Source organism: Sphingomonas sp. CCH9-F2 (assembly GCF_001556735.1).
In the GTDB taxonomy this organism is placed as follows: domain Bacteria; phylum Pseudomonadota; class Alphaproteobacteria; order Sphingomonadales; family Sphingomonadaceae; genus Sphingomonas; species Sphingomonas ginsenosidimutans.
On the sequence record NZ_LSJO01000287.1, the window covers coordinates 1 to 390 of the forward strand.

A 390-nucleotide genomic window follows, 5' to 3' on the forward strand; every position below is an offset into this window, starting at 1 on the left:
GCTTGGGGCTATCCCCTGAGCATAGGCTTATGTCCGTGTCCGAGATCATCACCGACGGCGGTCGTCGTCGTCACTGGGGTGCTACCGAGAAGCTGAGGATCGTCGAGGAGACGCTCGATGGTCGCGAGAGCATCTCAGTGGTGGCGCGCCGCAATGGCGTGGCGCCGAACCTGCTGTACCGCTGGCGGCGGTTAATGCTGGAAGGCGGAAGCGTCGCGGTTGCCGGCGACGATGACGTGACCAGCAACCGCCAGGTCCGCGAGATGGACAACCGCATCCGCGAACTGGAGCGCCAGCTTGGCCGCAAGACGCTGGAGGTCGAGATCCTCAAGGAGGCGCTGGAGCGCTCGCGCCCAAAAAAAGCGAGCTTGCTCATGCACTCGCCGCTGC

At 64.6% G+C, this 390-nt stretch carries 1 protein-coding gene; it reads left to right on the forward strand.

Translation table 11 applies throughout. From position 1 onward, the window contains the following. Positions 1–29: 29 nt before the first annotated feature. Positions 30–390, forward strand: a 361-nt coding sequence (locus AX685_RS08695) for a transposase (protein ID WP_066487621.1), incomplete at its 3' end; no start/stop codon positions are given.